We start from the raw sequence: 23,640 nt of genomic DNA, 5'->3' as shown, positions 1-23,640 counted from the left end.
ACCCCGGGATGCAGGCACTATGGATGGTGCTGGGCGCACTGATCTTCGCCACCATGGGCGTGTGCGTGAAGATCGCCTCGGCCTGGTTCTCCTCTGCTGAACTGGTCTTCTACCGCGGCCTGATCGGCATCGTCTTCCTGTGGGTCCTGGCGCGCCAGCGCGGCGTCACGCTGGCCACGCGCTACCCCGGCATGCACGCGTGGCGCAGCCTGATCGGCGTGGTGTCGCTCGGCGCGTGGTTCTATGCGATCGCGCACATGCCGCTCGCCACCGCGGTGACGCTCAACTACATGAGCAGCGTCTGGATCGCGGCCTTCCTGGTCGGCGGCGCCTTGCTGGCGTGGGTGCCGGTGCCGGGCCGCGACGGCCGCGCGCCGAAGCCGCCGCTGCAGGGGCCGCTGGTGCTCACCGTGCTCGCGGGCTTCGGCGGGGTGGTGCTGATGCTCAAGCCTTCCGTCGAAGGCAGCCAGGGCTTCGCCGGCATGCTGGGCCTGCTGTCGGGCCTGACGGCCGCGTTCGCCTACATGCAGGTGGTCGCCCTGTCGCGCATCGGCGAGCCCGAATCACGCACGGTCTTCTACTTCGCCGTCGGTTCGGCCGTCGCGGGCGGGCTCGGTACGCTGCTGGGCCCTTCCACGCCATTCGGCGATTGGACCCTGGCGCATGCCTTCTGGCTGCTGCCGGTCGGCGTGCTGGCCGCGCTCGGCCAGCTCTGCATGACGCGCGCATATGCCACCGCGAAGACCGAAAGCGGTACGCTCGTGGTCGCGAATCTCCAGTACTCGGGCATCGTGTTCGCCGCGATGTACAGCGTGCTGCTGTTCGGCGATCGCATCGATGCGACCGGCTGGCTCGGCATGGCGCTCATCGTGGCGAGCGGCATCGCGGCGACGGTGCTGCGGCAACGCTCGCTGCCGAAGGCGCCGGCCGAGGAACATTGAAGGATTTGACATGTACACCACCCTGATTTCCGCCGAGCAGCTCCAGGCCCTGACGACCCGCGAGGCACGGTTGATGGTGTTCGACTGCACCTTCGACCTCATGAAACCCGAAGCCGGTGCGCAGCAGTACCGCGCCGCGCACATCCCGGGCGCGGTGTACGCCAACCTCGACACGGCGCTGAGCGCCAGGCACGGCGTGGCCGGCGCGCACGGTGTCGTGGTCGCGAAGGACGAAGGCCCGCCCGCATCGGGCGGCCGCCATCCGCTGCCCAGCCGCGAGAAATTCGCGGGGTGGCTGTCCGGCGTCGGCTTGGCGAACGACATGCAGGCCGTGGTCTACGACCGCAACGGCGCCAACTACTGCGGCCGCCTCTGGTGGATGCTCAAGTGGATGGGGCATGAGGCGGTGGCCGTGCTCGACGGCGGCCTCTCGGCCTGGCAGGCGGCGGGCGGCGCCGTCACGGACCGCGAGGAGCCTTCGCATTTCCAGTCGAACTTCGTCACCGGCCAACCGCTGATGCGACTCGTCGACACGAAGACGGTGGCCGCGCGACTGGCGCAATCTGACCAGACGCTGATCGACGCGCGCGCAGCGCAGCGCTATCGCGGCGAGGTGGAACCACTGGACCCGATCGCCGGTCACATCCCCGGGGCCCTGAACCGGCCTTTTTCCGAGAACCTCGGTCCCGACGGGAAGTTCAAGCCGGCCGCGCAGTTGCGTGCCGAATTCGAAACCTTGCTGGCGGGCCGGGATCCGTCCACGGTCGTCCATCAATGCGGCAGCGGCGTGAGCGCGGTGCCCAACCTCCTCGCGATGCAGGTCGCGGGACTGGGCCCGTCCGCGCTCTACGCCGGCAGCTGGAGCGAGTGGAGCAACACGCCGGGGCTGCCGACCCGGCAAGGCGCAGAACCATGAAACCGATGAGCCAGCCGCTCGTTTCGCTCCTACTGACCGCAGTCGTCATCGCCACACCGCTCGCCGCCCTCGCGCAGGCCCAGCACGCGCACGTGCATGGGCAGATCAAGCTCGACGTCGTCGTCGAAGGCCCCACGGTGGTGATCGAGATGGAATCGCCCCTCGACAACTTCACCGGCTTCGAACGCGCGCCGCGCACCGACGCCGAAACGAAGATCGCGGAAGCCGTCGTCGCGCAGTTGCGCGCGGCGGACCAGATCTTCCGGATCGACCCCGTCGCCAATTGCAAGCTCGGCCCGGTCACGCTGCGTTCGCCCGCGCTGGGCCTCGGCAAGGCCGAGGGCGAATCGTCCGAAGGCCATGCCGATCTCGACGGCACCTTCGCCTTCAACTGCACCAATGCGGCAGCAGCGAAGTTCATCGACATCGGCCTGTTCAGCGCGTTCAAGGGCCCACGCCAGATCGAGGCGCAGATCGCATCGCCGCAAGGCCAGTTCAAGCGCTCGCTGAAGCGGCCCGGCGAACGGCTCGCGTGGAGCAAGTGACCCGGTCGTGAGTTCCGTTCTTTCGGCTGCAGCGCTGCGATTCCAGTGGCCGGGCGCGAAGGCGCCGTGCATCGACATCGAGCGGCTCGACATCGCCGCCGGCGAGGCCGTGTTCCTGCACGGCCCGAGCGGATGCGGCAAGAGCACGCTGCTGTCGCTGCTGGCGGGCGTGCTGGTCGCCCAGGGCGGACGCACCACGCTGCTGGGGCACGACTGGGCTTCGCTTTCGGGCGCGGGTCGCGACCGGCTCCGTGTCGCGCATGTGGGCTACATCTTCCAGCAGTTCAACCTGCTGCCCTATCTGAGCGTGCTGGACAACGTGCTGCTGCCGTGCCGCTTCTCGGCGCGGCGCATGGCGCGGGCGACGCGCGATGATGGTTCCGCGCAGGCGCAGGCCGAGCACCTGCTCGAACAGATGGGGCTGGATTCCAGCCTGTGGTGGCGGCAGGCCCTGCAGCTGTCGGTCGGCCAGCAGCAGCGCGTGGCGGCCGCGCGCGCCTTGATCGGCCACCCCGAACTCGTGATCGCCGACGAGCCGACCTCGGCGCTCGATGAGGACCGGCGAGAAGCCTTTCTGGACGTCCTGCTCTCGGCCTGCAGGGAGAACCACAGCGCACTCGTCTTCGTGAGCCACGACCAGCGGATCGCCGAACGCTTCGCGCGCCACATCCTGCTGCCGGAGATCAATCGCGCAGCAAGCGGGGAACCTGCATGACCGCTCTCTTCGCCATCGCCTGGCGCAGCGCGTGGAACCGCCGCTTCACGCTCGCGCTGACCGTGCTGTCGATCGCGCTGTCGACCTTCCTGCTGCTGGGCGTCGAGCGCATCCGCACCGAGATGCGCGAGAACTTCGCGTCCTCGGTGTCGGGCACCGACCTGATCGTCGGCGCGCGCACCGGCTCCACGCAACTGCTGCTGTACTCGGTGTTCCGCATCGGCGCGGCGACCAACAACATCCAGTGGAAGAGCGTGCAGGCGCTGGCGGCGCATCCCGGCGTGAGCTGGGTCGTACCGCTGTCGCTCGGCGATTCGCACCGCGGCTTCGCGGTGCTCGCGACCACGCCCGAGTACTTCGAGCACTTCCGCTACGGCGACCGTCAGCCGCTGCGCCTCGCCGAAGGCAAGCCGTTCAGCGAGCTCTTCGATGCGGTGATCGGCGCCGAGGTCGCCGACCGCCTCGGCTATCGCGTCGGCCAGAAGATCACGCTCGCGCACGGCAGCGGCGAACTGGTCGCCGAGCATGCCGACAAGCCTTTCACCGTCGTGGGCATCCTTGCACGCACCGGCACGCCGGTCGATCGCACGGTGCACATCGGCCTCGGCGCGATGGAAGCCATCCACCTCGAATGGGCCGGCGGCGCGCCGCTGCCCGGCGTCAAGATCCCGGCGGACCAGGTGCGCAAGTTCGATCTCACGCCGAAGAACGTGACCGCCGCGCTGGTCGGCCTCAAGAATCGCGCGGCGGTGTTCGCGGTGCAGCGCTGGGTGTCGACCTATTCCGGCGAGCCGCTGATGGCGATCCTGCCCGGCGTGGCGCTCGACGAACTGTGGAGCGTGATCGGCGTCGGCGAGAACGCGCTCTTGCTCATGTCCGGGCTCGTCGCGCTGGTCAGCCTCGCGGGACTGGTGTCGGTGGTGATGGCCGGCCTCAACGAGCGTCGCCGCGAACTCGCGGTGCTGCGTGCGGTCGGCGCGAACCTGCGGCATGTGCTCACGCTGCTCGCGCTCGAAGGCGCGCTGGTCACGCTGCTCGGCGTGGTGACCGGGGCGGCGCTCGCAGCGCTGGGCATTGCGGTCATGTCGCCCTGGCTGCAATCGCACTTCGGATTGGCCCTTGCGCTGTCCGAACCTACACTGAACGAATGGCTGCTGCTGGCGAGCCTGATCGCGGCGGGATGGCTCGCGAGCCTCTTGCCCGGCATCCGCGCCTACCGGCTTTCGCTGGCCGATGGACTTTCCCCAAGGATCTGAAGATGACTCTGCGCCTTCCTCTTTCGTTTCTTCTCGCCGTGATCGTCGCGGGCAGTGCACTTGCGGCCGAGCCCGTGCCCTCGGCCACCTCGCCGACCAACCCGCTCGGCGGCAAGGCGGGCAGCGAGAAGGCCGCGCCCGGCCAGCCGCGCGTCATTTCGTGGGAAGAGCTGGTGCCCAAGGACTGGGACCCGATGAAGGAGCTCAAGGGCATGGACCTCGGCAAGCTCGACGACAGCGACCCGCGCGCGAACGAGCTGCTGATGAAGCTGCAGGACGTGTCGAACAACGCCCCCACCAACACCGCGATGAACGGCGTCGAGGTCAAGATTCCCGGCTTCATCGTGCCGCTCGAGGAGAACAAGGGCGAGGTCACCGAGTTCCTGCTGGTGCCCTACTTCGGCGCCTGCATCCACACGCCGCCGCCGCCGGCCAACCAGATCCTGCACGTGCGCCCGAAACAGGGCGCGAAGTTCCGCGCGATGGACACGGTCTGGGTCACCGGCAAGCTGCAGACCCTGCGCAACGATTCGATGATGGGCGTGAGCGGCTATCACGTGACCGCCGACAGCGTCACCAAGTACACCGGCGGCGCGAAGTAGGCTAGAGCCGCTTCGTCATGAAAAGGCTGTTGGGGTCCGGGGCGTAGTCACCGAACGGCCCGCAGCGCGTGAACCCGAACGACTCGTAGAGCCGTTGCGCGGGCTCGAAGGCCTGCATGCTGCCGGTCTCCAGGCTCAATCGCTCATAGGCGCGTGCCTTCGCTTCCGCGACGATGTGATTCAGCACGGCGCGGGCCACGCCGCGCCCACGGTGGGCCTCGGCGGTCCGCATCGACTTGATCTCGCCGTGCGCGGGCGAAAGCGCCCGCAGCGCGCCGCAGCCGAGCAGATCGCCGTCTTCCCACAGCGTCCAGAACGAGATGTCGGGCTGCTGCAGCTTGTCGAGGTCCAGCGCGTGCACGCTCTCGGGAGGCGACACGGCACGCATGTTGCGCAGGTGCTCTTCGAGCAAGGCGCGGATCTCGGGGCCGGAAAGATCGTCGAGTCGGATTTCCATGGGCGGAGAGTGGTTGAACGGCATGGCAAGCATATTCCACGCCTCGTCCCGCACAAGCAGTTGCGGGACATGCATGCGTGGCACCGATGCCCGGGTTTCAACTAGGGCCCCGGCGGCCGCCCGACGTGCCACCATGCAGCGCCAGTCCACGAATCCGAAACGACCACAAGGAGAACGCCATGACCAGCCACGTCTACAAGCTCATCGAACTCACCGGCTCCTCGCCCAGCAGCAGCGACGACGCCGTCCGCCGCGCCATCACCAAGGCCAGCGAGTCGGTGCGCAACATCCAGTGGTTCGAAGTCACGGAAACCCGCGGCCACGTCGTGGACGGCAAGGTCGCCCACTGGCAAGTCAGCCTGAAAGTGGGCTTCACCCTGGAAGAATAAAAGAAGCCCCCGAAAACACCAGGGCGGCGCAAAGCGCCCGCCCGTTCGTGGGCCGCCGCGGAACTGGCTCGGCCGGGCCGCAGGCGGCGCCCCCTCGAGGGGGTCCTAATCCGGTGCTTGAATCACCCGATCGAACTCCTCGTCCGCCAGCACGTTGTCCGCATCGAGCTCGCTCGCGTCCGAGAGATCGATGCCTGTCTCCTCGGAGAGTTCGTCCGTCGCCTCCGCCTCGAGCTCGGCATCTTCGAATTCTTCCTCCGTCTCTTCTCCGGACACGTTGTCATCGGTCTCGTCGATCTCGGGTTCGTCTGCGGCTTCTCCGGGACGCAGAGGGGGGTCGGCGCTCTTCATGATCGGACTCCTGGCTGACTGGCTGGCTGTCGCATCTCGACGGTGCACAACCCGAGTGTGGGCCCAACCGTCGAAGCCGTCTTGTGAGCAAAGAAGCAACAAGCGTTTCAGAACGTGCACGGCGCGGGCGGGCCTGCAATCAGGGCGCGTGATCGTGCGCCTCGTGCGCAGGGTCGGCGTCGTCGTGCGCATGCCCATGCTCGCCATGGGCGAGCCGGCTGACCAGCGTGACCAGTACGATGCCGACCGCCAGCCAGATGATCTGCATGGCGGTCTGGCGCGCCGGCAGGCGCTTCTGCAGCTGCGGGATCAGGTCGGCGAGCGCCACGTAGACGAAGCTGCTGGATGCGAGCACCAGAAAGTACGGCAGCCATCCGTGCAAGCGGTCGACCAGCCACCAGCCGACCACGCCGCCGAGCGCGGTCATGGTTCCGGCCAGCGACACCTTGACCAGCGCCGCGCGCTGATTGGCCGAACTCTGGCGCAGCACCACCAGGTCGCCGATGTGGTGCGGCACCTCGTGCGCCAGCACCGCGACCGCCGCGACGAGGCCGAGCCGGAGGTCGGCGATGAAGGCCGAGGCGATCAGGATGCCGTCGCCGAAGCAGTGCACGCTGTCGCCGGTGAGCACCGCCCAGCCGCCGCCCCGGGTGGTGGCATGGGAATGCGAGTGCGAATGGCCGTGCGCGTGCTGATGCTCGTGATCGTGACCCGGGTCGTGATCGTGGTCATGGTCGCTGTCATGGTGATGCTCGTGCCCGTGGTGCCACAGCTCGGCCTTGTCCAGCAGGAAGAAGAACACCAGCCCGAACAGCAGGGCGGCAAAGAGCACGCCGGGTTCGATGCGGCTTTCGAAGGCCTCCGGCAGCAGGTGCATGAAGGCGGTCGCGAGCAGCGCACCGGCCGCCAGGCTCAGCAGATGCTGCGGATTGACACCGCCTCCGTCGGTGCGCATCCCCACGCGCAGCAGCAACGCGGCGATCCAGACACTTCCGATGCCGGCGACCAGGGTCGCGGCGATGATGGCTAGCAAATTCATGACGATGACGCTGTTTGGCAAAACAAAAGCCGTCCATCGGACGGCTTTCGGTGGAAAGCGGCTGGAGGATGCGGCTTGTCCACACCTTTGGCTCCTGGCGCCCGGTCAGCCGGCCGCCAGTTCGCTTTTCATCTTATCAATCGTGTCAAGCACCATGTTCAGCGAAGGCGGAGGCCCCGTCGTAGGCCCGGTTGGCCAGCGCGCAAGCGAGCACCCGCGCCGGATCGACGAGCCGCAAGTCACCGACCGCCGCCCGGCCTTGCAGGCCCAGCGGAATCTCGGTGCAGCCCATCACGATGGCCGCGGCGCCATGTCGCCGCGCCAGTTGCAGCGCGACTTCGCTGAAGCACGCCTCTGCCAGCGCCATGTCGCCCGCCTTCACGCCGTCGTAGATGCCGCGCATGAGGAGGCGCCGCTCGTCGGCCAGCGGCAGGTGGCAACGCAGGCCCGCGTCGGCCATCGCATGTTCGTAGAGGCCGATCCGGTAGGTGCCTTCGGTTGCCATCAGGGCCACGTCGCGCACGCCCTGGGCCGCGAGATGCGCCGACACCTCGCGCGCGACGTGGAGCAGCTCGACGTTGGGAAAGCGCGCCTGCAGCGTGTCGTGCCACGCGTGCGCGGTGTTGCAGGCGATCGCGACCGTGCGGCTGCCGAGCGCGGCCAGACGGCCCAGCGCCTGCAGCATCGGCTCGAGCGGCTGGTGCGCGCCCTGCGCCGCGGAGTCCAGCGCGCCGCTGCGATCGGGCACCGGCACCTGCGCCAGCCAGTGCTCCGGAAAAGCCTGGTCCCGCACCGGCTCGCCGCGCGCCCGCATCAATCGGGCGCAGGCCTCCACGAAAAGGCGCACGAAATCCGCGCCGGCGGCCGGCCCCATGCCGCCGAGGATGCCGACCGTCTGCGGTGCAAGCACGATGCGCTTCCGATCAGGTCGCCGGCTTGTCGCTGGGCGCCTTGATGTTGTCGCGCAGCTGCGGGCTCATCGGCAGGCCGAGCGCGGTGCCCCGGGGCGGGATCGGCTGCATGAACCACTTGTCGTACATCTTCTCGAAGCGGCCCGATTTCATGAGGTCGATGATGGTGTCGTCCACCACCTTCTTGAAGGCCGGGTCGTCCTTCGGCAGCATGCAGCCATAGGGCTCGACCTGCAGCGAATCGCCGACGACCTCGAAGTCGCCCGGGTTCTTGGCGTTGGCGATCAGGCCGAACAGCAGGATGTCGTCCATCGCGAACGCCACTGCGCGATCGGTCTCCACCAGCAGGAAGGCATCGGCATGGTCCTTGGCGAGGACGATGTCCATGTCGAGGTTCTTCTCGACGTTGTACTTGCGCATGACCAGCGCGTTGGTGGTGCCGGTGGTGCTCGCGACCTGCTTCTTCGACAGGTCCGCGTAGTTCCTGATGTGGGCGGCCTTCTTCACCAGGAGCCGCGTGCCGGTGTAGAAGTGGTTGACCGCGAACGCGACATCCTTGCCGCGCGCCGTGTTGTTGGTGGTCGATCCGCATTCGAGATCGACGGTGCCGTTCTGGATCAGCGGGATGCGGTTGGCGGAGGTCACCGGCAGCAGCGCGACTTCGAGGTTGGGCTTGTTGAGCTTCTTCTTGACCGCATCGACCACCGCGTTCGACAGCTCGACCGAGAAGCCGATCGGCTTGCCGCCGTCCAGGTAGCTGAAGGGCACCGACGACTCGCGGTAGGCCAGCGTGATCTTGCCGGACTCGGCGATCTTGGCCAGGGTGTCGGCCGCCTGCGCGGCCGTCGCGGCGGCGGCGAGCAGGACGGCGGTCATCAATGCGGATAGCTTCATGCGAGCCCTTTCGGTGGTTTGAAAAAATGTGAAGCGGAGTGTAGGAAGCATTGGCCCGCTCTTCACAATTCCTTTTGCAGCGACGGCCATGACCAAAAGTTATGGGCCGGGCATCCCATGAGCTTTGGCTATGGGACGCGGCGCTTTTGGCATTTCCCGCCTGCGGCGGTGCGGCATAGAGTCGGCGCATTCGAAATCGACAGAGAGAGGAAAGCGTCATGCACGTGTGCGTGCTCGGTGCCGGCATCGTCGGCTTGGCCACCGCGTGGCAATTGAACCGGCAAGGCCACGAGGTGACCGTGATCGACCGCGCCGAGCCAGGTGCCGGCGCCAGCGGCGGCAACGGCGCGCAGCTCAGCTACTCGTACGTGCAGCCGCTGGCCGATCCTTCCATCTGGCAGCAGTTGCCCAAGCTGCTGCTGTCGCCCGCCTCGCCGCTGAAGCTGCGCCCGCAGCTCGATCCGCTCCAATGGCGCTGGGGGCTGGCCTTCCTCGCCGCGTGCAACGCGAAGACCTCGCGCGAGACCACCATGCGGCTGCTGGCGCTGGCTGCTCGCAGCCGCGTCGCCTTCGAGGCGATGCGCGCCGACGTGCAGCCCGACTGCGACTTCTCGGCCACCGGCAAGCTCGTGCTGTACGCCAGCGAAGCCTCGCTCGACGGCGCGCGGCGGCAGCTCGAACTGCAGCGCACCCTGGGCAGCGAGCAGCGGCTGGTGACGCCGGACGAATGCGTTGGGATCGAGCCGGCGCTCGCGGGCTATCGCGGCCAGATCGCCGGCGCGATCCATACGCCGAGCGAATGCGCGGCCGACTGTCTCAAGGTGTGCACGGCGCTCGCGCAGGCGCTGCGCGCGCGGGGCGTGCGCTTCGTTCTCGGTGCCGAGGTGGACGGATTCGATCTGCGCAACGGCCGCGTCGCCGCGGTCCGGACCTCCGGCGGCGACGTGCCCGCCGATGTCTGCGTGATGGCGCTGGGCACCGCGTCGCACGGGCTCGGCGCGCAGTTCGGCGCCTACCTGCCGGTCTATCCGCTCAAGGGCTACAGCATCACAGTGGACGTGGACCCGGCACCGGGCGCCGCGCCGCGCGTGAACGTGACCGACAGCGCGCGCAAGGTGGTCTTCGCGCGCATCGGTTCGCGCCTGCGGGTGGCCGGGATGGCGGAGCTGGTCGGCCACGATGCGAGCATCCCCGCGACCCGCATCGAGACGCTCGCGGAGGCCACGCGCGCCGTCTTCCCGAAGGCGAGCCGCATGGCATCGCTGCATCCGTGGACCGGCATGCGGCCCGCGACGCCGACCGGCGTGCCGATCGTCGGCAAGGTGGCGGGCGCACCGCCGAACATGCTGTTCAACACCGGCCATGGCGCGCTGGGCTTCACGCTGGCCTTCGGCTCGGCAGAGCGGATTGCCCAGGACCTCGAGGCGAAGCGGATCTGACAAAGGCGCGCCGGCGCGCGCCGCGCACTCACTTGGCCGGCGCGCTGCCCGGCGGGAAGCCCGCGAACATCTTGTCGAGGGCGGTCTGCAGCATCGCGTTCATGCGGGCGGGGTCGTCCTGCAAGGTGCCGCTCGCGGTGCCGCGCCACAGCCCGCGCTTGGTGGCGCCGTCGAACAGGTCGACGACCAGCGTGCCCACCTCGAAGGTGTCGACCGTCGTCATCGAGTTCGGCGCCGCGGGGCCGAAGCCTCCCCAGCCGAGGTAGCCCACGCTCGTGGTGTTGAAGACCTGGCGCTCCTGGCTGGTCACATGCGCGGCCACGTGGACTTCGCCACTGGGCACGAGCTTCCACCCCCGGGCCTGCAGGCGCGCATCGATGCCGTCGACGATGCGCTGCTGCATCAGCGGCGACCCGCCGTCGGGCTTCGTCACCCAGCTGTAGGTCCTGAAGCGCGAGAAGTTCACGCCGGGATCGAAATCGGTCTTGACCGTGGGTGTGGCGGCACAAGCCGACAGAAGCGCTGCCAAGACCAGTGCAACGAAGCGTCCCATCATGTTTGACTCCAGTTGCGAGTTGCGAAGGCCGGGGCAGTTTAGCCCCGCATCCGCGCAATGCGAACCGCGCCCGGTTCAGGCGCGCCTAAAGACGAGAACCGAGTTGGTGCCGCCGAAGGCGAATGAATTGCTGATCGCCGCTTCGAGCTGCGGCGCCGCCGCCCCGGCTTGCGGCACGAGGTTCAGGCGGCATGCCGGGTCCATCTCGGCGCAGTTCGCGTTGGGCGGCAGCTCGCGCCGCTCCAACGCCAGCACGGTGATGACGGCTTCGAGCGCGCCGGCGGCGCCGAGCAGGTGCCCGTGCAGCGCCTTGGTCGAGCTCACGCGCAGCCGATCGAGATCGTGGCCCCAGACCTCTGCCAGTGCATCGCGCTCGACCACGTCGCCGATGCGGGTGGCCGTGCCGTGCGCGTTGCAGTAGCCGATGTCGCGCGGCTGCAATCCGGCCTGCCGCAAGGCCTGCCGCAGCGCGCGCGACTGGCCGGGCGCGTCGGGCTTGGTCAAGTGGGTGGCATCGCAGCTCTGGCCCCAGCCGGTCAGGAGGGCGTGGAGACGGGCGCCGCGGCGGCGGGCGCGCCCGGCGGATTCGAGCACCAGGAATGCCGCGCCCTCGCCGAGCGCAAACCCGCTGCGGTCGCTCGCGAAGGGACGGACCGCCACCGACTCGTCGCCGGGCGCGAAGGTGGCGAGCGTCTGCATCGCCTGCCATGCGAGGACGACGCCGGGCACGATCAGCGCTTCGCTGCCGCCGGCGATCGCGAGGTCGACCTCGCCGCGCTGGACGGCCTTCGCGGCTTCGGCGATCGCGAGGCTCGACGAGGCGCATGCCACCGAGTAGGTCAGCACCGGGCCATGCACGCCCAGGCGCATCGCCACATGCGAGGCCGGCGCGCTGGGCATGAAGGCCGGGATGGTCAGCGGCGGCACGCGCCCGTTGCCGCGATAGGCCGTCTCCAGGGCCGCCGCGCCGCCCATGCCGCAGCCGGCGAACACGCCGATGCGCTCGGGGTCGGCGTCGGCCGCCTCGCCGGCATGGCCCGCGTCACGCATCGCCAGGTCGGCCGCGGCAACGGCCAGCTGGCTGACCCGGTCGACGCCGGCAAGCTGCAGCTTGGTGAACCAGCGCGATTCGTCGAATGCGGCGGCGGCCGCGGCGGCCGGCTTCGGGAGTTCGGGAAAGACCGGCCCGAGCGCCGACTCGCCGCGCATCAGCGCATCGAACATGGCCTGGGGATCGTCGCCATGCGGCGAGACGATGCCCAGCCCCGTGACGGCGATTTCGCTCACGCCGATTGCGCGGCTCTGGTCCTGTCGACCACGGCCGCAAGCTGGGCCAGCGTGTCGATCGTGGGATCGTCGTCAGGCATGCTGATGCCGAAGCGGTCTTCGATCGTGAAGACGAATTCGACCAGCGCCAGCGAATCGAAGCCCTTCTCGCGCATGGAAGCGTTCGGGTCGAGCGCCGCAGGCTCGATGCCGTATTTCTCGTGGATGAGGTCCTGCAGTTCCTTGAGCGAACTCGTTTGTGCGGTGTCAGTCGTCATGTTCTGTCCATCGGCCGGTCCCGCCGATGGCAATGTTGGTGGATGCTGCGCTGGCTCAACCCCTCCTGGGAAGGCCGCGATCGACCCGCTGGCCATGCATTTCCATGATATCCGCTCCGACCCGCAGGCTTGGCACCGGACGGGGCCGCCAATACAGCGAGGGGATCGCGAAAGCGATGCCGAGCGCGGCGCCGGCGACCGCGTCGAGCGCCACATGCTGGCGGGTCGCGAGCGTCGAATAGACGATCGCGAGGAACCACGCGCCGTTGATGGCCCGCAGCCACGCCGGCACGCGCACCCCCCTGAAGACGTGGTCCACCCAGATGGCGGTGAAGATCGCCACCGCCACGTGCATCGAGGGGCAGGCATTGCCCGCGGCATCGACGCCGCGAAGGATTTCGAAGCCGGGAAAGTCCGTCGGGTCCTTGGGAATCGTCGGGATCCGGCTCGGCCAGAGATAGAAGAAGCCGAGCCCGGTCAGCAGCAGCGCGCCGACCCAGAGGCCGTAGGACAGCAGTTCCCTGAACGTGAGCTGCAGCCCCGGCGCGACGCCGACATAGACCCAGAGCGAGAAGTACGCAATCAGCGCCGGCGGCTGGAAGGGGATCCAGCGGTCGAGCGCGGTGAGCGGCATCACCGTCACCGGACCGGTCGGCTCGCGCAGCAGATGAAAGTAACCGATGAAGAAGAGCCAGGTCCATGCCGTGGTGCCCACCACCTTCAGCGGCAGGTAGCGGCGGAACCTCATGCCGAGGTCAAAAGCCCAACGCGGGGACGGATGGGACGCGAGCCCCGGGCGGGATGGGTTCATGCAGGTCGGCGCTTTCGTTCGGTCAGGGCGGAGCTACGCCCATTGCACCGCCCGGACGACAACGCAGACTTACAGGATCAACAGCGCACGAAAGTCGTTGACGTTGGTGTGCGTCGGTCCGGTGACCAGCAGGTCCCCGATCGCCTCGAAGTAGCCATAGGCATCGTTGCGATCGAGGTGATCCGTGAGCTTGCGGCCGGCGGCTTGCGCGCGGCTGAGCGTGTCGGGCGTCACAAAGGCACCGGCATTGTCCTCGACGCCGTCGATTCCGTCCGTGTCGGCGGCCAGCGCCCACACGTTCTCCAGGCCGGCCAGCGCGCCCGCGAGGCCCATGCAGAACTCGCCGGCGCGACCTCCCCGGCCCTTGGGCTGGCCCGGCTGGCGCGGACGGATGGTCACCGTGGTTTCGCCGCCCGAAATGATCACGCAGGGCCTGGCGAACGGCTGGCCGCGCATCGAGACCGCGCGCGCCAGCGCGCCGTGGACCTTGCCGACCTCGCGCGATTCGCCTTCCATCTCGTCGCTCAGGACGTGCGCCTCGATGCCGGCGGCGCGCGCCGCGGCGGCCGCGGCTTCGAGCGACTCCTGCGGCGTCGCGATCAGGTGCGTGGCGTGATGCCTGAACACCGGGTCGCTCGGCTTGGGGGTTTCGAGCGCGCCGCTTTCGAGCCCGGCCCGAACGCTGGCCGGCACCGCGATGCCATAGCGGTCGAGGATCGCGAGCGCCTGCGCGCAGGTCGTGGCGTCGGGTACGGTCGGGCCGCTCGCGATCACCGCCGGATCGTCGCCCGGCACGTCGCTGATGGTGAGCGTGACCACCTGCGCCGGCCCGCAGGCCGCCGCGAGCCGGCCGCCCTTGATGCGCGAGAGGTGCTTGCGCACGCAGTTCATTTCGCCGATGTGGGCGCCGGATTCGAGCAGCTGCGTGTTGATGCGCTGCTTGTCGGCCAGCGTCAGCCCTTCGGCCGGCAGCGTCAGCAGGGCCGAGCCGCCGCCGGAGATCAGGCACAGCACCAGGTCGTCGGCGGTGAGGCCCTGCGTGAGCGCGAGGATGCGCTCGGCTGCCTTCATGCCGGCCTCGTCGGGCACGGGATGCGCGGCTTCGGCGACCTCGATGCGCTGCGGCAGCCCTTCAGGGCGCGGCGGGATGTGGCCGTAGCGCGTGACCACCAGCCCCGACAGCGGCGCGTCGGCCGGCCACAGCGCCTCCAGCGCCTGCGCCATGGAGGCGCCCGCCTTGCCGGCGCCGAGCACCAGCGTGCGGCCCTTCGGCGGCTTGGGCAGGCACGGCCCCATGCTGGCAAGCGGCAGGGCGCGCTCGACCGCGACGCGATAGAGATATTCGAGGAATTCGCGCGGCGCGCGCTGCGGATTCCGGGCGGGCGATGTGTTCAGCGGGGTCATGATTTCACCTTGTCTCCGTATTAGAGCGTGCAGCCCTGGGGGGTTATTTGGTACTCGCGCCGCCCTCGAACCACTTGGCGATCAAGGCGCGCTCCGAGTCCGTGATGCCGGTCGCATTGTTCATCGGCATGATCTTCGTGACCACCACCTGCTGGTACACCGCCTGCGCATGCGCGGCCACCTGGTCCGGCGCGTCGAGCCGCACGTTCTTCATCTGCACCTGTTCGCCGTGGCACATGTAGCAGCGCTGTTCGAGCACCTTCTGCACGTCGCCGAACGCGACCTTCTGGGCGGCGGCGCCCGCTGCGGGCGCGGCGGCGGGCTCGGGCTTCATCCAGACGATGGAAAGGCCCAGCACCGCAATGCCGACAAGCGCATAGGGCGACGGATTGCGCGCATTGCCCAGCTTGAAGCGATGGCGCACCACGAAGAACTGACGGATGGCCGCGCCGCCGAGCATGATCAGCAGCAGCACGATCCAGTTGTACTTGTTCGTGTAGGTGAAGCTGTAGTGGTTGCTCAGCATCGCGAACAGCACCGGCAGCGTGAAGTAGGTGTTGTGCACGCTGCGCTGCTTGCCGCGAGCGCCGTGGATCGGGTCGACCGGCCGGCCCTCGCGCAGCGCCGCGACGTTCTTGCGCTGGCCCGGGATGATCCAGAAGAAGACGTTGCCGCTCATGGTCGTCGCCATCATCGCACCCACCAGCAGGAAGGCCGCGCGGCCCGCGAACCAGTGGCAGGCGAGCCAGGCCGCGAAGGCGATGAAGATCGCCACCAGCACGCCGACGATGGTGTCGCCGTTCTTGCGCTGGCCGAAGATCTGGCAGATGCCGTCGTAGACCATCCAGAAGACGACGAAGAAGGCCAGCGCCACCGCGATCGCGGCGCCCGGCTGCCAGTCCATCTTCGACTTGTCGATGAGGTAGGTGCTGGCGTTCCACAGGTACGACACCGTGAAGAGCGCGAAGCCGGTGAGCCAGGTGGAATAACTCTCCCAATACGACCAGTGCAGGTGATCGGGCAGCCTCTTGGGCGCCAGCGCGTACTTCTGCATGTTGTAGAAGCCGCCGCCGTGCACGGCCCACTGCTCGCCGCCGACGCCCTTGTCCAGGGATTCGGGGTCCTGCGGCTTCTCGAGGCTGTTGTCCAGCATCACGAAGTAGAACGAGGCGCCGATCCAGGCGATCGCAGTGATGACGTGGACCCAGCGCAGCAGCAGATTGGCCCAGTCGAGGTAATAGCTTTCCATGGCTTTCAACCCTTACGGCGTATGGGAACGCCGTGGTGTTCCGGCCTGCTCACCACTGCGGGCGCTGTAAGCAGAATATTTGCCGCGAACGAAAGGCACCCGATGGCTCCTCGCTCCGCTGCGGCTTGTGAACTGAAGTGTATACAATTTTGCAAGAAAGTCATCGGGTTCTGGCACTGGGATGCGTGCAGGAAAACCCTGATCACCCTCAAGCGGAATACAGGGACTGCAACAACTGTGCCGCGACCGCCACAGCGATCACCTCGGGCTCCTTGCCGGTGATTCCGGGCACGCCAATCGGGCAGGTGACACGATCCATGTCGGCCGCCGTGAAGCCGCGCGCTTCGAGGCGATGGCGGAAGGTGGCCCATTTTGTCTTGCTGCCGATCAGGCCGATGTAGGGCAGGTCGTCGCGCTCGCGCAGGCGCTTGAGGCAGGCGATCACGATGTCGAGGTCCTCGGCATGGCTGAAGCTCATGATCAGCACGCGCGAGCCGGGCGCCAGGTCCGCGACCGCCTGCTGCACCGGGTCGGAGTATTCGGTCTCGATCTGCGCCGGCAGCGCATCCGGGAAGACGCCGTCGCGGCTGTCGATCCAGCGCACCGAGAACGGCAGCGTCGAAAGCAGCCGCGCCAGCGCCGCGCCGACGTGGCCGCCCCCGAACAGCGCCACCGGTTCGAGATGCGCGAGCAACTCCTTCTGCAGGGCCTGCGCATCGGAAGCATCGATGCGCCGGTACGAAAGAAAGACCACGCCACCGCAGCATTGCCCGAGGCTCGGGCCGAGCGGATAGCGGCGGATGCCTGCGATGGCCGGCCCGCCCGCGAGCCAGGCGCGCGCTTCCTCGGTCGCCTGGAATTCGAGCTGCCCGCCGCCGATGGTCGCGGTCAGGCTGTCGGCCCAGACGGCCATCCAGGTGCCGGCTTCACGCGGCGCGGAACCCTGCGTGGACTCGACTTTGACCAGGATTGCGCTCTCGCGCTTCAATCGCGCGAGCAGTTGGTCGACCACTCCCGTCATGGGCAATACCTCCGGTTGCGGCGCGTGTTGGCGGGCACGGTATAACCGAGCCGATGACTTTCCAGATCACGCCGCGCCGCCTCGCATTGGCGGGCGCCCTTCTCTCCAGCCTGTGGCTTGCCGGTTGCGGCACCATCACTTCGCCGGGCGCCGTGCCCGGCCAGCTCAGCGACGCGACGCCCGAACGTGGCACCCGCCCGCGCCCGACGCCATCGAACGCGACCACCGCGCGCGACTACCGCAAGGACGCGGCGCGCCATGTCTACCAGCTCAACAAGAAGCGGATCTACGAAGGCAAGCTGCCGCCGATGCTCTATGCGGTCGGCACGCTGCAGGTCGAGCTCGATGCCAACGGCAAGGTGCTTTCGATGCACTGGATGCGCGCACCCAAGCACGCGCCCGAGGTGATCGCGGAGATCGAGAAGACGGTGCTCGAAGACCAGCCCTTCCCCGCGCCGGCGCGGCTTGGCAAGGTCACCTGGACGGACACCTGGCTGTGGGATGAGGACGGTCACTTCCAGCTCGATACCCTCAGTGAAGGGCAGCTCTAGCCGCTTCAGGAACCTCTGTAGGTCGAGTAGCTCCAGGGACTGACCAGCAGCGGCACGTGGTAGTGCTGGTCGGCGTGCGCGATGCCGAAGTCCAGCGACACGCGATTGAGGAAGTTCGGCTCCGGCAGCTTCACGCCGCGGGCCTTGAAGTAGCCGGCGACGTCGAACACCAGCCGGTAAGTCCCCGCCTTGAGCGTGCTGTTGTCATAGAGCGGGCCGTCGCTGCGCCCATCCGCATTCAGTGTGAAACGCCGCACCAGCGTGGCGCGCGCGTCTTCGCCCGTGCCATCGGTGGTGTACAGCGCGACCTCCATGCCGGCGGCCGGGGTGCCATGCATCGTGTCCAGTACGTGGGTGCTCAGGCCCATGGATTCGCTCCTTCAGTGCATTCGGGAAATTCCGGTCGACAAAAGTGTATACAGTTCCAGGCTTTCGGTCTATCATGAAAAAACCATGGAATCGACCACCACCCGCGCGATCGTCGACGCACTCACCAAGGCCATTGTGGAGCACCGGCTCCAGCCGGGCAGCAAGCTGGCGGAGCAGAAGCTCGCGGACCACTTCGGCGTCTCGCGCACGCTGGTGCGGCAGGCGCTGTTCCAGCTCTCGCAGAACAAGCTGATCCGCCTCGAACCCGCGCGCGGCGCCTTCGTGGCGGCCCCGGCGGTCGATGAAGCCAGGCAGGTCTTTGCCGTGCGCCGCATGCTCGAGGCCGAGATGACGCGCGCCTTCGTGCGCAGCGTGACGCCGGCCAAGATCAAGGCGCTCAAGGAGCATGTGGCGCTCGAGAAGGCCGCCGTCTCCGGGGAGGACATCTCGGGCCGCACCGAGCTGCTCGGCGATTTCCACGTCCGCATGGCCGAGCTGATGGGCAACGCCGTGCTGGCGCAGATCCTCGGCGAGCTGATCTCGCGCTGCGCGCTCATCACGCTGATGTACCAGAGCGCCAGCGCCGCCGAGCACTCGAACGACGAGCACGCCGACATCGTGAAGGCGCTCGCCGCCAAGGACGAGGAACGCGCCGTCCGCCTCATGACCGAGCACCTCGAGCACGTCGAGGCCAATCTCACCTTCGACCGCAAGGTTCCCACCCACGACATCTCGCTGGCACTCGCATGACCTACGACACCACCCTTCCCTATCCGCGCGACCTCGTCGGCTACGGTCGCAATCCGCCGCATGCGCAATGGCCCGGCCGCGCACGCATCGCCGTGCAGTTCGTGCTGAACTACGAGGAAGGCGGCGAGAACTGCGTGCTGCATGGCGACGCGGGTTCCGAGCAGTTCCTCTCGGAGATGTTCAATCCGGCGAGCTTTCCTGAGCGCCACATCAGCATGGAAGGCATCTACGAATACGGCTCGCGCGCCGGCGTGTGGCGCATCCTGCGCGAATTCGAGAAGCGCCAGTTGCCGCTCACCGTGTTCGGCGTCGGCATGGCATTGCAGCGCTATCCCGAGATCGCCGCCGCCTTCAAGGAACTGGGCCACGAGATCGCCTGCCACGGCTGGCGCTGGATCCACTACCAGGCCATCGACGAAGCGACCGAGCGCGAGCACATGCGCCTGGGCATGGAAGCGATCGAGAAGCTCACCGGCGAGCGCGCCCTCGGCTGGTACACCGGCCGCGACAGCCCGCGCACGCGCCGGCTGGTGGCCGACTACGGCGGCTTCGAATACGACAGCGACTACTACGGCGACGACCTTCCGTTCTGGATGAAGGTGCAGAAGACCGACGGCGAGGTGGTGCCGCAGCTCATCGTGCCCTACACGCTGGACTGCAACGACATGCGCTTCGCACTGCCGCAGGGCTACTCGCACGCGGACCCGTTCTTCCAATACATGAAGGACAGCTTCGACGCGCTCTATGCCGAGGGCGACGAGGCGCCGAAGATGATGAGCATCGGCATGCACTGCCGCCTGCTCGGACGGCCGGGGCGCATCACCGCGCTGCAGCGCTTCCTCGATCACATCGCCGCGCATGACCGCGTGTGGGTCTGCCGCCGCGTCGACATCGCGAGACATTGGAAGACGACGCACCCGTACGCCGCAGCCTGAAACGGAGACCGACATGGCCCTCACCATCGACCAACTGAATGCCGCCTCGGGCGCCGAATTCGCCGCGCTGCTCGACGGCGTCTACGAGCACTCGCCGTGGATCGCACAGCGCGCGGCCAAGGCGCGGCCTCTGCGCTCGCTGCCGCATCTGAAGCACGCGCTGGTGCAGGCCGTGACCGGCGCATCGCGCGAGGAGCAGCTCGGCCTCGTCCGCGCCCACCCCGAACTCGCGGGCAAGGCGATGGTCGCCAAGAGCCTCACGGCCGAATCGACCAACGAGCAGAACAAGGCGGGCCTCACGCAATGCACGCCCGAGGAACTCGCGAAGATCCAGCAGCTCAACGCCGGCTACAACGCCAAGTTCGCCTTTCCGTTCATCCTCGCGGTGCGCGGTCCGCGCGGCACCGGGCTCGCAAAGCAGGAAATCATCGAGACCTTCGAGCGCCGGCTGCACAACCATCCGGACTTCGAACTCGGCGAGGCGCTGCGCAACATCCATCGCATCGCCGAGATCCGGCTCGACGACAAGTTCGGTGTCGAGCCGGATCTCGGCAACACGGTGTGGGACTGGCAGGAGAAGCTCTCGGTGCACACCGATCCGGGCTACGCCGAGAAGGGCCAGCTCACGGTGACCTATCTCACCGACGCGCACCGCGCCTGCGCGCAGCAGATCGCGCAGGACATGCGCGAGGCCGGCTTCGATAGCGTCGAAATCGATGCGGTCGGCAACGTCGTCGGCCGCTATGACGGCGCCACGCCGGGCGCGAAGACGCTGCTCACCGGCTCGCACTACGACACGGTGCGCAACGGCGGCAAGTACGACGGGCGCCTCGGCATCTTCGTGCCCATGGCCTGCGTGCGCGAGCTCAAGCGCCAGAACCGCCGCCTGCCCTTCGGCTTCGAGGTGGTCGGCTTCGCGGAGGAAGAAGGCCAGCGCTACAAGGCGACCTTCCTGGGTTCCGGCGCGCTGATCGGCCACTTCGACCCGGCCTGGCTCGACCAGAAGGATGCCGATGGCATCACGATGCGCGAGGCGCGCCGCAACGCGGGACTGAAGGATGAGGACATCCCCGGGCTGCAGCGCGATCCGTCGAAGTACCTCGGCTTCGTCGAAGTGCACATCGAGCAGGGGCCGGTGCTGACCGAGCTCGACCTGCCGCTGGGCATCGTCACCTCCATCAACGGCAGCGTGCGCTTCGTCGGCGAGGTCATCGGCATGGCGAGCCACGCCGGCACCACGCCGATGGACCGCCGCCGCGATGCAGCAGCCGCCGTGGCCGAACTGATTCTCTTCGCCGAGAAACGCGCCGCGAAGGACGGTGACTCGGTCGCCACGGTCGGCATGCTCGAAGTGCCGAACGGCTCGATCAATGTCGTGCCGGGGCGCTGCAAGTTCAGCCTGGACCTGCGTGCGCCGACCAATCCTCAGCGCGATGCGATGGTTGACGACGTGCTGGCCGCACTCAAGGAAATCTGCGAGCGGCGCGGCGTGCGCCACACGCTCGAAGAAACGATGCGCGCCGCCGCCGCGCCCAGCGCGCCGGCATGGCAGAAGCGCTGGGAAAAGGCAGTCGATGCGCTCAGCGTGCCGCTCTTCCGAATGCCCAGCGGCGCCGGCCACGACGCGATGAAGCTGCACGAAGTGATGCCGCAGGCGATGCTTTTCGTTCGCGGCATCAACTCCGGCATCAGCCACAACCCGCTCGAATCGAGCACCAACAACGACATGCAGCTCGCGGTGCAAGCCTTCCGCCTGCTGCTCGACGACCTGGCCACCGAACAAGCCCACTGAAGACCATGACCGACTACAACAAGCTCGACGCCTGGATCGATGCCCACTTCGACGAGGAAGTGCGCTTCCTGCAGGAAATGGTGCGCGTGCCCACCGACACGCCGCCCGGCAACAACGCCCCGCATGCGGAACGCACCGCGGAACTGATCAAGGCCTTCGGCTTCGAGGCCGAAAAGCATGCCGTGCCAGAGCAGGAAGTGAAGGACTACGGCCTCGAATCCATCACCAACCTGATCGTGCGCCGCAAGTACGGCAATGGCGGCAGAACCGTCGCGCTGAACGCCCACGGCGACGTGGTGCCGCCCGGCGAAGGCTGGACGCATGACCCCTATGGCGGCGAGATCGAGGACGGCCGCCTCTACGGCCGCGCCGCCGCGGTCAGCAAGAGCGACTTCGCGAGCTTCACCTTCGCAGTGCGCGCGCTCGAAGCCGTCGCCAAGCCCGCGCAGGGCAGCATCGAGCTGCACTTCACCTACGACGAGGAATTCGGCGGCATCCTCGGCCCGGGCTGGCTGCTCAAGAACGGCCTGACACAGCCCGACCTGATGATCGCCGCGGGCTTCAGCTACGAGGTGGTCACCGCGCACAACGGCTGCCTGCAGATGGAAGTCACGGTGCACGGCAAGATGGCCCACGCCGCCATCCCGACCACCGGCGTCGATGCCCTGCAGGGCGCGGTCAACATCCTCAATGCGCTGTATGCGCAGAACAGGCTCTATCAGGAAGTCACGTCGAAGGTCGAGGGCATCACCCACCCGTACCTCAACGTGGGCCTGATCGAGGGCGGGACCAACACCAACGTGGTGCCCGGCAAGGTGGTGTTCAAGCTCGACCGCCGCATGATCCCCGAGGAAAACCCGGCCGAAGTCGAGGCGAACATCCGCAAGGTGATCGCCGATGGCGCGGCACAGATGCCGGGCATCACGGTCGAGATCCGGCGCATGCTGCTGGCCAATTCGATGAAGCCGCTGCCGGGCAACAAGCCGCTGGTCGACGCGATCCAGAAGCACGGCCAGGCGATCTTCGACGAACCGATCAAGGCCATGGGCACGCCGCTCTACACCGACGTTCGTCTGTACGGCGAAGCGGGCATCCCGGGCGTGATCTACGGCGCCGGGCCGCGCACGGTGCTCGAGTCCCACGCCAAGCGCAACGACGAGCGCCTGGTGCTCGAAGACCTGCGCCGCGCGACCAAGGTGATCGCGCGCACGCTCAGCGACCTCCTGGGCTGATTGACAGGGCGCGGCGGGCGGCTTTAGGCGCGCTGGCCGCTCGGCAGCAGATAGCCGTTGCGATAGACGCCGATGACGAGTCCGCTGACGGCATCCGTCGGGCGGGCCGTGACGTATTTGCCGGCGCCCGCCTGGTAGACGACGATCGTGCAGGCGGAACTCTTGCTCAGGGTGCGGGCAACGCCGACGGCCTGGTTCGCGGTCTGGTAGGTGTTCATGTTCGGTTCCTCAGGCGCGGGCGACGGACAGGAGATCGTCGATCGCGAGCACCACGCCGTCCTGGGCATCCTTGCTCGGCGTGCCTTCGGTCAGCAGCTTGCGGATCAGGCCCAGGGTATTGAGCAGTTCAGCTTCCATGTCGGTCAGGAGCGGGATGACTTCGAAGTTCGGATACTTGCCCCGCGCGCCCATTGGCCGACCGGGGCCGGAAAGATCGACGTCGTAGCCTTCGCTGATCGCTTCGCTCTGGGTTTTCATGGCGTTGGGAGTGGGTTGGACAAACTGGAACGAAGGGGTCCGGCACCGCGTCCGGCGAATACGCTCCAGGCGGCGCGCGACGCGGCGGACATGCAGGCGACTCAAGGCAGCCTCATCAGATCGGTCAGGCGCCTGCCCATGGCCTGGATGCGATTCTGCCTTTCGGCGCGGCGCCGGGCCACCGACTCGAGGGCCTGCGCGACGGACTCGGCGCCGAGATCTCCAAACGAAGTGCGATCACGCCAGGCGCTGGCCACCTCGGCGATCTGCTCGCTGTCGAGGCGCTCGGGGGGCAGATTCGCATGCGCCGCCAGGGCGCGCTCGCGGTCCGAGGGCGGCAGGCTTGCGCGCAAGAGTGCGAGAAGTCCGGCACCCGTCCACTGCGGTTTGGAGATGTTTCGTGCGTCCATGTAATACATTGTGCCTATGTAAACATTAGGTTACAAGCCGCCTCGTTTAACTTTCTTCTTACGTCTTCGCAGACCGGAACAAAT

The 23,640-nt window shown here is 67.8% G+C and carries 29 protein-coding genes; 13 read left to right on the top strand and 16 right to left on the bottom strand.

What is annotated here, in order from left to right; translation table 11 throughout:
- The first annotated feature begins 8 nt into the window (after positions 1 to 8).
- Genes VAR608DRAFT_RS22560 through VAR608DRAFT_RS22535 form a run of 6 tightly spaced genes read left to right on the top strand, consistent with a single transcriptional unit; the run spans position 9 to position 4,975 of the window.
- Positions 9 to 941, top strand: coding sequence for a DMT family transporter (locus VAR608DRAFT_RS22560; protein WP_172843888.1), 933 nt, complete (start codon positions 9 to 11; stop codon positions 939 to 941).
- Positions 942 to 951: 10 nt separating this feature from the next.
- Positions 952 to 1,857 carry a sulfurtransferase gene (locus VAR608DRAFT_RS22555; RefSeq protein WP_088956093.1) on the top strand — a complete coding sequence of 302 codons (906 nt, stop codon included), beginning with the start codon at positions 952 to 954 and terminating at the stop codon, positions 1,855 to 1,857.
- Positions 1,854 to 2,402, top strand: a complete 549-nt coding sequence (locus tag VAR608DRAFT_RS22550; protein WP_088956092.1) for a DUF2796 domain-containing protein — start codon at positions 1,854 to 1,856, stop codon at positions 2,400 to 2,402. Before VAR608DRAFT_RS22555 ends, VAR608DRAFT_RS22550 begins: the two co-directional genes overlap by 4 nt.
- A gap of 7 nt (positions 2,403 to 2,409) precedes the next feature.
- The gene (locus tag VAR608DRAFT_RS22545) at positions 2,410 to 3,117 is read left to right on the top strand and encodes an ABC transporter ATP-binding protein (RefSeq protein WP_088956091.1); all 708 of its coding nucleotides are present in this window, start codon (positions 2,410 to 2,412) and stop codon (positions 3,115 to 3,117) included.
- Positions 3,114 to 4,373, top strand: coding sequence for an ABC transporter permease (locus tag VAR608DRAFT_RS22540; RefSeq protein ID WP_088956090.1), 1,260 nt, complete (start codon positions 3,114 to 3,116; stop codon positions 4,371 to 4,373). Before VAR608DRAFT_RS22545 ends, VAR608DRAFT_RS22540 begins: the two co-directional genes overlap by 4 nt.
- Before the next feature lie 2 nt (positions 4,374 to 4,375).
- On the top strand, positions 4,376 to 4,975 hold the full coding sequence (locus VAR608DRAFT_RS22535) for a DUF3299 domain-containing protein (RefSeq protein ID WP_088956089.1): 600 nt from the start codon (positions 4,376 to 4,378) through the stop codon (positions 4,973 to 4,975).
- Between the two features lies 1 nt (position 4,976).
- On the opposite strand, the gene VAR608DRAFT_RS22530 is transcribed toward VAR608DRAFT_RS22535, so the two are convergent.
- Positions 4,977 to 5,432: a GNAT family N-acetyltransferase gene (locus VAR608DRAFT_RS22530; protein ID WP_088958918.1), complete on the bottom strand. Its 456-nt coding sequence runs from the start codon at positions 5,430 to 5,432 to the stop codon at positions 4,977 to 4,979.
- 179 nt (positions 5,433 to 5,611) lie between these two features.
- On the opposite strand from VAR608DRAFT_RS22530, the gene VAR608DRAFT_RS22525 reads away from it, so the two are divergent.
- Positions 5,612 to 5,821 (top strand): dodecin, encoded by a 210-nt coding sequence (locus VAR608DRAFT_RS22525; protein WP_088956088.1) that lies wholly within the window; start codon positions 5,612 to 5,614, stop codon positions 5,819 to 5,821.
- Positions 5,822 to 5,926: 105 nt separating this feature from the next.
- Here VAR608DRAFT_RS22525 and VAR608DRAFT_RS22520 read toward each other — a convergent pair whose 3' ends face one another.
- The 4 genes from VAR608DRAFT_RS22520 to VAR608DRAFT_RS22505 all read right to left on the bottom strand — a co-directional run bounded on the left by VAR608DRAFT_RS22520 (position 5,927) and on the right by VAR608DRAFT_RS22505 (position 9,016).
- Positions 5,927 to 6,172 carry a hypothetical protein gene (locus VAR608DRAFT_RS22520; RefSeq protein WP_231972926.1) on the bottom strand — a complete coding sequence of 82 codons (246 nt, stop codon included), beginning with the start codon at positions 6,170 to 6,172 and terminating at the stop codon, positions 5,927 to 5,929.
- Positions 6,173 to 6,311: 139 nt separating this feature from the next.
- Positions 6,312 to 7,211: a ZIP family metal transporter gene (locus tag VAR608DRAFT_RS22515; protein ID WP_088956087.1), complete on the bottom strand. Its 900-nt coding sequence runs from the start codon at positions 7,209 to 7,211 to the stop codon at positions 6,312 to 6,314.
- A 145-nt stretch (positions 7,212 to 7,356) separates the two neighbouring features.
- Complete coding sequence (locus VAR608DRAFT_RS22510) at positions 7,357 to 8,124, bottom strand: aspartate/glutamate racemase family protein (protein ID WP_088956086.1); 768 nt, start codon at positions 8,122 to 8,124, stop codon at positions 7,357 to 7,359.
- A gap of 10 nt (positions 8,125 to 8,134) precedes the next feature.
- Entirely contained in the window at positions 8,135 to 9,016 is an 882-nt protein-coding gene (locus VAR608DRAFT_RS22505) for a transporter substrate-binding domain-containing protein (protein WP_088956085.1), read from the bottom strand.
- Positions 9,017 to 9,234: 218 nt separating this feature from the next.
- Between VAR608DRAFT_RS22505 and VAR608DRAFT_RS22500 the strand changes: the two genes are divergently transcribed.
- The gene (locus VAR608DRAFT_RS22500; protein ID WP_088956084.1) at positions 9,235 to 10,455 is read left to right on the top strand and encodes a D-amino acid dehydrogenase; all 1,221 of its coding nucleotides are present in this window, start codon (positions 9,235 to 9,237) and stop codon (positions 10,453 to 10,455) included.
- A 28-nt stretch (positions 10,456 to 10,483) separates the two neighbouring features.
- Here the strand turns inward: VAR608DRAFT_RS22500 and VAR608DRAFT_RS22495 are convergent, their stop codons facing one another.
- The 7 genes from VAR608DRAFT_RS22495 to xdhC form a co-directional block, all read right to left on the bottom strand.
- Positions 10,484 to 11,011: a DUF4136 domain-containing protein gene (locus VAR608DRAFT_RS22495; RefSeq protein WP_197700405.1), complete on the bottom strand. Its 528-nt coding sequence runs from the start codon at positions 11,009 to 11,011 to the stop codon at positions 10,484 to 10,486.
- A 75-nt stretch (positions 11,012 to 11,086) separates the two neighbouring features.
- Positions 11,087 to 12,298, bottom strand: a complete 1,212-nt coding sequence (locus VAR608DRAFT_RS22490) for a beta-ketoacyl-[acyl-carrier-protein] synthase family protein (RefSeq protein ID WP_231972925.1) — start codon at positions 12,296 to 12,298, stop codon at positions 11,087 to 11,089.
- The gene (locus VAR608DRAFT_RS22485; protein ID WP_088956082.1) at positions 12,295 to 12,555 is read right to left on the bottom strand and encodes an acyl carrier protein; all 261 of its coding nucleotides are present in this window, start codon (positions 12,553 to 12,555) and stop codon (positions 12,295 to 12,297) included. The genes VAR608DRAFT_RS22490 and VAR608DRAFT_RS22485 overlap by 4 nt, the downstream gene beginning before the upstream one ends.
- Before the next feature lie 55 nt (positions 12,556 to 12,610).
- Entirely contained in the window at positions 12,611 to 13,303 is a 693-nt protein-coding gene (locus tag VAR608DRAFT_RS22480) for a phosphatase PAP2 family protein (RefSeq protein ID WP_231972924.1), read from the bottom strand.
- Between the two features lie 132 nt (positions 13,304 to 13,435).
- Entirely contained in the window at positions 13,436 to 14,770 is a 1,335-nt protein-coding gene (locus VAR608DRAFT_RS22475) for a glycerate kinase type-2 family protein (protein ID WP_088956080.1), read from the bottom strand.
- A gap of 43 nt (positions 14,771 to 14,813) precedes the next feature.
- Positions 14,814 to 16,019, bottom strand: a complete 1,206-nt coding sequence (locus VAR608DRAFT_RS22470) for a urate hydroxylase PuuD (protein ID WP_088956079.1) — start codon at positions 16,017 to 16,019, stop codon at positions 14,814 to 14,816.
- Between the two features lie 208 nt (positions 16,020 to 16,227).
- Entirely contained in the window at positions 16,228 to 17,040 is an 813-nt protein-coding gene (xdhC, locus tag VAR608DRAFT_RS22465) for a xanthine dehydrogenase accessory protein XdhC (protein WP_088956078.1), read from the bottom strand.
- A gap of 53 nt (positions 17,041 to 17,093) precedes the next feature.
- Between xdhC and VAR608DRAFT_RS22460 the strand changes: the two genes are divergently transcribed.
- The gene (locus VAR608DRAFT_RS22460; RefSeq protein ID WP_088956077.1) at positions 17,094 to 17,591 is read left to right on the top strand and encodes a hypothetical protein; all 498 of its coding nucleotides are present in this window, start codon (positions 17,094 to 17,096) and stop codon (positions 17,589 to 17,591) included.
- Between the two features lie 5 nt (positions 17,592 to 17,596).
- Here VAR608DRAFT_RS22460 and uraH read toward each other — a convergent pair whose 3' ends face one another.
- A complete protein-coding gene (uraH, locus tag VAR608DRAFT_RS22455; protein WP_088956076.1) occupies positions 17,597 to 17,959 on the bottom strand; it encodes a hydroxyisourate hydrolase in 363 nt (120 codons plus the stop codon).
- 85 nt (positions 17,960 to 18,044) lie between these two features.
- On the opposite strand from uraH, the gene VAR608DRAFT_RS22450 reads away from it, so the two are divergent.
- The 4 genes from VAR608DRAFT_RS22450 to VAR608DRAFT_RS22435 are packed head-to-tail and all read left to right on the top strand — an operon-like array spanning position 18,045 to position 22,669.
- Positions 18,045 to 18,710 carry a GntR family transcriptional regulator gene (locus VAR608DRAFT_RS22450; RefSeq protein WP_088956075.1) on the top strand — a complete coding sequence of 222 codons (666 nt, stop codon included), beginning with the start codon at positions 18,045 to 18,047 and terminating at the stop codon, positions 18,708 to 18,710.
- Positions 18,707 to 19,645: an allantoinase PuuE gene (puuE, locus tag VAR608DRAFT_RS22445; RefSeq protein ID WP_088956074.1), complete on the top strand. Its 939-nt coding sequence runs from the start codon at positions 18,707 to 18,709 to the stop codon at positions 19,643 to 19,645. The genes VAR608DRAFT_RS22450 and puuE overlap by 4 nt, the downstream gene beginning before the upstream one ends.
- 13 nt (positions 19,646 to 19,658) lie before the next feature.
- Positions 19,659 to 21,437, top strand: coding sequence for a 2-oxo-4-hydroxy-4-carboxy-5-ureidoimidazoline decarboxylase (uraD, locus tag VAR608DRAFT_RS22440; RefSeq protein WP_088956073.1), 1,779 nt, complete (start codon positions 19,659 to 19,661; stop codon positions 21,435 to 21,437).
- A gap of 5 nt (positions 21,438 to 21,442) precedes the next feature.
- Positions 21,443 to 22,669 carry a M20 family metallopeptidase gene (locus VAR608DRAFT_RS22435; RefSeq protein ID WP_088956072.1) on the top strand — a complete coding sequence of 409 codons (1,227 nt, stop codon included), beginning with the start codon at positions 21,443 to 21,445 and terminating at the stop codon, positions 22,667 to 22,669.
- 23 nt (positions 22,670 to 22,692) lie between these two features.
- On the opposite strand, the gene VAR608DRAFT_RS22430 is transcribed toward VAR608DRAFT_RS22435, so the two are convergent.
- From VAR608DRAFT_RS22430 to VAR608DRAFT_RS22420, 3 genes are read right to left on the bottom strand one after another with little or no spacing between them, the layout of a single operon-like run.
- Positions 22,693 to 22,887, bottom strand: coding sequence for a hypothetical protein (locus VAR608DRAFT_RS22430; protein WP_088956071.1), 195 nt, complete (start codon positions 22,885 to 22,887; stop codon positions 22,693 to 22,695).
- 10 nt (positions 22,888 to 22,897) lie between these two features.
- Entirely contained in the window at positions 22,898 to 23,251 is a 354-nt protein-coding gene (locus VAR608DRAFT_RS22425) for a hypothetical protein (protein WP_157731085.1), read from the bottom strand.
- Entirely contained in the window at positions 23,248 to 23,556 is a 309-nt protein-coding gene (locus VAR608DRAFT_RS22420; protein ID WP_157731084.1) for a hypothetical protein, read from the bottom strand. Before VAR608DRAFT_RS22420 ends, VAR608DRAFT_RS22425 begins: the two co-directional genes overlap by 4 nt.
- Positions 23,557 to 23,640: the final 84 nt, after the last annotated feature.

The sequence above is a fragment of the Variovorax sp. HW608 genome (genome assembly GCF_900090195.1).
In the GTDB taxonomy this organism is placed as follows: Bacteria; Pseudomonadota; Gammaproteobacteria; order Burkholderiales; family Burkholderiaceae_C; genus Variovorax.
Note: the sequence above shows the minus strand (reverse complement) of the source record. Positions and strands in the feature narration are given on the sequence as shown.